Source organism: Streptomyces sp. MB09-02B, from assembly GCF_033794485.1.
Lineage (GTDB): Bacteria > Actinomycetota > Actinomycetes > Streptomycetales > Streptomycetaceae > Streptomyces.
The window spans coordinates 1-5,519 of record NZ_JARGEE010000529.1 but is presented as its reverse complement, the minus strand read 5'-3'; the positions used below and the strand labels follow the sequence as shown (position 1 = coordinate 5,519).

The 5,519-nt window shown below is 70.4% G+C and carries 5 protein-coding genes; 4 read left to right on the top strand and 1 reads right to left on the bottom strand.

All coding sequences use genetic code 11. The features are described 5' to 3' along the window. Positions 1 to 537: DUF4190 domain-containing protein (locus P1P70_RS39805; protein WP_319246648.1), on the top strand; the 537-nt coding region annotated here is incomplete at its 5' end. A gap of 86 nt (positions 538 to 623) precedes the next feature. On the opposite strand, the gene P1P70_RS39800 is transcribed toward P1P70_RS39805, so the two are convergent. Then, the gene (locus P1P70_RS39800; protein ID WP_319246645.1) at positions 624 to 1,190 is read right to left on the bottom strand and encodes an NADAR family protein; all 567 of its coding nucleotides are present in this window, start codon (positions 1,188 to 1,190) and stop codon (positions 624 to 626) included. 212 nt (positions 1,191 to 1,402) lie between these two features. On the opposite strand from P1P70_RS39800, the gene P1P70_RS39795 reads away from it, so the two are divergent. From P1P70_RS39795 to P1P70_RS39785, 3 genes are all read left to right on the top strand, one after another. Further along, the gene (locus P1P70_RS39795) at positions 1,403 to 2,938 is read left to right on the top strand and encodes a gamma-aminobutyraldehyde dehydrogenase (RefSeq protein WP_319246642.1); all 1,536 of its coding nucleotides are present in this window, start codon (positions 1,403 to 1,405) and stop codon (positions 2,936 to 2,938) included. Between the two features lie 83 nt (positions 2,939 to 3,021). Continuing rightward, positions 3,022 to 4,266 carry a spermidine/putrescine ABC transporter substrate-binding protein gene (locus P1P70_RS39790; RefSeq protein WP_319246638.1) on the top strand — a complete coding sequence of 415 codons (1,245 nt, stop codon included), beginning with the start codon at positions 3,022 to 3,024 and terminating at the stop codon, positions 4,264 to 4,266. An 8-nt stretch (positions 4,267 to 4,274) separates the two neighbouring features. Beyond that, the gene (locus tag P1P70_RS39785) at positions 4,275 to 5,459 is read left to right on the top strand and encodes an ABC transporter ATP-binding protein (protein ID WP_319246634.1); all 1,185 of its coding nucleotides are present in this window, start codon (positions 4,275 to 4,277) and stop codon (positions 5,457 to 5,459) included. Positions 5,460 to 5,519: the final 60 nt, after the last annotated feature.

Genomic DNA, 5,519 nt, shown 5'->3' with positions numbered 1-5,519 from the left:
AGGTACGGCAGCGCCGCGGCCGCCGCGCCCTACGGCGCCCCCGGCGCTGCCGTACCTCCCCCGCCCATCGGTCCCGAAGGGCCGGGGCAGGTCCCGTACGGCTATCCCCAGTACCCGGGGTACCCGGGCGCCCACGCCCACCCGGGTGCCGGCTATCCCGCCCCGGGTGCGGGGTATGCCTGGCCCGTGCCCGCGCCACCGCCGAGCAACGGGATGGGGATCGCGGCGATGGTGCTCGGCATCTGCGCGGCCGTGCTTTTTTGCCTGTGGCCGCTCGCGATCCTGCTGGGGGTCATGGCCATGATCTTCGGCTTCATCGGGCGGGCCAAGGCGCGCCGGGGTGAGGCGACGAACCCGGGGCACGCGCTGGCCGGGATCATCTGCGGAGTCGTCGGCATCCTGCTCGGCATCGGCTTCATCGTCCTCCTCGTCCTGGCGGCCGAGAGCGACGGCTACGACTCGGACACCGACCCCTTCGACGACGGCTACTCCACGTCCCTGTCCCTGGTGCTGCCGCAGGCGGAAGCCGGCGTGTAGCGCCCCGAGGGAGGCGGTGAGCCGGCGCGGCCGGCCACCACGCACCCGCGGCCGCCCGCCCCCGTCGCCTCATCCACGGACCGCGCTCACACCTCGACCCCGCTCGACAGGCGCTCCCGGGCCGCCATCAGCGCGAAGCCCAGCAGATTGGGGCCCCGCCACCGGGCGGGGTCCATCGCGCGCTCGTCGTCCGCCGCGAGGCCGATGCCCCAGACCCGGTCGACGGGGCTGGCCTCGACGAGCACCCGGCCCGCTGTGCCCAGGAGGAACGCCCGCAGGTCGGCGTGGGCGGCGAACTTGTGGACGCTGCCCTCGACGACGATGCCGAAGCGCTCCCGCTCCCACACGGCGTCGTCGAAGCCGCGTACCAGCCGCCCGACCTTCTTGGCCTGGGCGGGGCCCGACGCGGCCACGGCCTTGCGCTCCGCCTCCGGATCCCCGAAAAGCCGGGCCTTCGAGGCCATCATCCAGTGCTCGGCCGTCGCGTACTCCACGCCGTCCACCGTGAACGGCGACGGCCACCACTGGCTCAGACAGCTCGCGCCGATCCGGCCGTCCGGCAGCGGCCGGTGCCCCCAGAAGTGCAGGTACTTGACCCTCGCCCCCGCGCGGACCGCCTCCGTCAGCGTGTCCCAAGAATCGATCTTCTCCATGCCGACGAGTCTGGCAGGAACCACTGACAGACCGTCCTTGATTTCCTGTGCCGACTGGACACCTGGTCGACAGATTCCGTCGCGTAACCAAAAGGCAACAACGGAATCACTTGTTGGTGCCGCCCGGCTCTGTCAGGATCGGCACTCAAATCGAGCTGGAGCTACGCCACCCGCCCTCGAGGACAGAGGGGGCACCGGCGGAGGAGAGCGACATGCAGAACCCGGGCACCGCCATCCCGGAACGATTCCCCGCACAGGACCGGTTCGCGGTCGGCGCGCAGTTCGTCGCCGGCCGCCCGACCAAGGGCACGTCGGGCCGTACCCACGCGGTCGTCGACCCCGCGACCGGGGACGAGGTCCTCACCTACGAGCTGGCCGGCCCCGACGACGTGGACGCGGCCGTCGCCGCCGCCCGCGCGGCGTTCCCCGGCTGGGCGGCCACCACGCCCGGCGAGCGGTCGGACGCGCTGCACCGCCTCGCCGCGGTCCTGGCCGACCGGGCGGAGGAGTTCGCGCGGGCCGAGTCCCTGCAGTGCGGCAAGCCGCTCAAGCTGACGCGCGAGTTCGACGTGCCCGGCACCATCGACAACACCGCCTTCTTCGCGGGTGCCGCCCGCCACCTCCAGGGTCAGTCGGCGGGCGAGTACTCGGGGGACCACACCTCGTACGTACGCCGGGAGCCCATCGGGGTCGTCGGTTCCGTCGCACCCTGGAACTACCCGCTGCAGATGGCCGCCTGGAAGATCCTCCCGGCGATCGCCGCCGGCAACACGATCGTCCTGAAGCCCGCCGAGCTGACCCCGCTCACCTCGTTGCTCTTCGCGCAGGCCGCCACGGACGCCGGCCTCCCGGACGGTGTGATCAACATCGTCACCGGCACCGGCAGGGAGGCCGGGGAGCACCTCGTCGGCCATCCCGACGTGGTCATGACCTCCTTCACCGGTTCCACGGCCGTCGGCAAGCGCGTCGCCGAGGTCGCCACCCGCACCGTGAAGCGCATCCATCTGGAACTCGGCGGCAAGGCCCCGTTCGTGGTCTTCGACGACGCCGACCTGGAGGCCGCCGTCCACGGCGCGGTCGCGGGCTCCCTCATCAACACCGGCCAGGACTGCACGGCCGCCACGCGCGCGTACGTGCAACGGCCCCTGTACGAGGAGTTCGTCGCGCGGACGGCCGCCCTGATGGAGACCGTCCGGCTCGGCGACCCCTTCGCCCCGGGCACCGACCTCGGTCCGCTGATCTCGCACGTCCAGCGCGACCGGGTCGCCGCCTTCGTCGAGCGGGCACGCGCGTACGCGCGCGTGGTCACCGGCGGTGAAGCGCCCGGGGGCGAGCTGGGGAAGGGCGCGTACTACCGGCCCACCCTGATCGCGGACGCCGCCCAGGACAGCGAGATCGTCCAGGCGGAGATCTTCGGCCCGGTGCTCGTGGTCCTGCCCTTCGACAGCGACGACGAGGGCATCCGCCTCGCCAACGACACCCCGTACGGCCTCGCAGCCTCCGCCTGGAGCCGGGACGTGTACCGGACGGGCCGTGCCACCCGCGAGATCAAGGCCGGGTGCGTGTGGGTCAACGACCACATCCCGATCATCAGCGAGATGCCGCACGGCGGCTACAAGGCATCCGGCTTCGGCAAGGACATGTCCACGTACTCGTTCGAGGAGTACACCCAGATCAAGCACGTCATGTTCGACAATACGGCGATCGTCAGGAAGGACTGGCACCGCACGATCTTCGGGGACCGCTAGTCAGCCCGGGGACCGGCCGCCCGACCCCCGGCCGGTCTCCGCCCACCCTCCCGAAAGGGCACGTCCGAAAGGGCACCACGCGCATGGAGCAGTACGAGCCCGACCGCCTCTCACCGGCCCAGGTGGCCGCCGTGCGGCGCAGCCTCACCGACGGCCGCGCCGCGCTCAGCCGCCGTTCACTGCTGCGCGCCGGAACGGGCGGCGCACTCGCGGTCGGCGGGCTCGGGGCGCTCAGCGCCTGCGGCATCCCCGCGGCGAGGAGCACCTCGGGCGGCTCGTCCGAGGACCACTCGGCCAAGGAGAAGGAGGTCTACTTCTCCAACTGGACCGAGTACATGGACGTCGACGACAGCGGCAAGCGCCATCCCAGCCTGGACCAGTTCACCCGGCGCACCGGCATCAAGGTCAAGTACACCGAGGACATCAACGACAACGTCGACTTCTTCGGCAAGATCAAGCCGCAGCTCGCCGCGGGCCAGGACACCGGACGCGACCTCATCTGTGTCACCGACTGGCTCGCCGCCCGGCTGATCCGCTTCGGATGGGTCCAGAAACTGGACGCGTCCAACCTGCCGCACGCCTTCATGAACCTCTCCCAGCAGTTCCGCAGCCCGGACTGGGACCCGGGGCGGGCCTACTCGTATCCCTGGCAGGGCATCTCGACCGTCATCGCCTTCAACCGCAAGGCCCTGGACGGCGAGGAGGTGAGGTCCGTCTCCGACATGCTCGACAACCCCAAACTCAAGGGGCGCGTCGGCTTCCTCTCCGAGATGCGCGACAGCATCGGGATGACCCTGCTCGACATGGGCAAGGACCCGGCGAGATTCGGCGACGACGACTACGACGCGGCGATCGCCCGCCTCCAGAAGGCCGTGGACAAGGGGCAGATACGCCGCTTCACCGGCAACGACTACACCTCGGACCTCACCAAGGGCGACTTCGCGGCGTGTATCGCCTGGGCCGGTGACGTCGTCCAGCTCAAGGCCGACAGCCCCGACGTCGACTTCGTCATCCCCGACAGCGGCTACATGACCTCGACCGACAACCTGCTGGTCCCGAACAAGGCCCGGCACAAGACCAACGCCGAACGGCTCATCGACTACTACTACGAGCCGAAGCCGGCCGCCGAACTCGCCGCGTACATCAACTACGTGTGCCCGGTCGACGGTGTGCGGGCGGAGCTGGCCAAGATCGACCCGGACGCGGCGAACAACCCGCTGATCATTCCCGACGCGGCCATGGCGGCCAAGTCCCAGGCCTTCCGCTCCCTGAGCCAGAAGGAAGAGACGGCGTACGAAGAGAAGTTCGCGAAGCTGACAGGGGCGTGACGAGGACGATGACCAGCAAGAAGAGCAGCACGAAGAGCAGCAAGAACGCCGCGGACGACGGCAGCGGTGACGTCCGCCTCTCCGGCATCGGCAAGACCTACGGCTCCTTCACCGCCGTGCACCCGCTCGACCTGACCGTGCCCGCGGGTTCCTTCTTCGCCCTGCTCGGCGCCTCCGGCTGCGGCAAGACCACCACCCTGCGCATGATCGCCGGCCTGGAGGAACCTTCCTGCGGAAGCGTCCGGCTCGGCGACCAGGACGTGACGAACCTGCCCCCGTACAAGCGGCCGGTGAACACGGTCTTCCAGTCGTACGCCCTCTTCCCGCACCTCGACATCTTCGAGAACGTCGCCTTCGGGCTGCGCCGACGGGGCATCAAGAGCGTGAAGAAGCAGGTCGACGAGATGCTGGACCTGGTCCAGCTCGGCGAGCAGGCCCGCAAGAAACCGCACCAGCTCTCGGGCGGCCAGCAGCAGCGCGTCGCCGTCGCCCGCGCCCTCATCAACCACCCCAAGGTGCTCCTCCTGGACGAGCCGCTCGGCGCGCTCGACCTCAAACTGCGCCGCCAGATGCAGCTGGAGCTGAAGCGCATCCAGACCGAGGTCGGCATCACGTTCATCCATGTCACGCACGACCAGGAGGAGGCCATGACCATGGCCGACACGGTCGCCGTGATGAACGGCGGCCGCGTCGAGCAACTCGGCTCGCCCACCGACCTGTACGAGAACCCGCGGACCACCTTCGTCGCCAACTTCCTCGGCACCTCCAACCTCATAGCGGCCGAGGTCGACTCCAGGAGCGGCGGCGAGATCGTGCTGAAGGCGGGCGACGGCAAGCTGGTCCTGCCCGAGGCCCGATGTTCGGCGCCCGCCACCACCGGCGGCAAGGTCCTCGTCGGCGTACGCCCCGAGAAGATCACCCTCACCCACGCGGACGACGCCGGGGAGATCCCGGTCGGCCGCAACCGCGTCACCGGCCGGATCGCCGCCACCAGCTTCATCGGCGTCTCCACGCAGTACGTGATCGACAGCTCGGTCTGCCCCGAGTTCGAGGTCTACGCGCAGAACATCGACCGCGACACCCGGCTCGTCCCCGGCGCCGACGTCGTCCTGCACTGGAGCCCGGCGCACACGTTCGGCCTGGACGCCGCCCAGGCCATCGACGCGGGCGTGGACGAGGGGGCGGCCGTCTGATGTCGACCGGAACCCTCACCGAGGCCGAGGCGCCACCGCCCCCACCCCTCGCACCCGCCC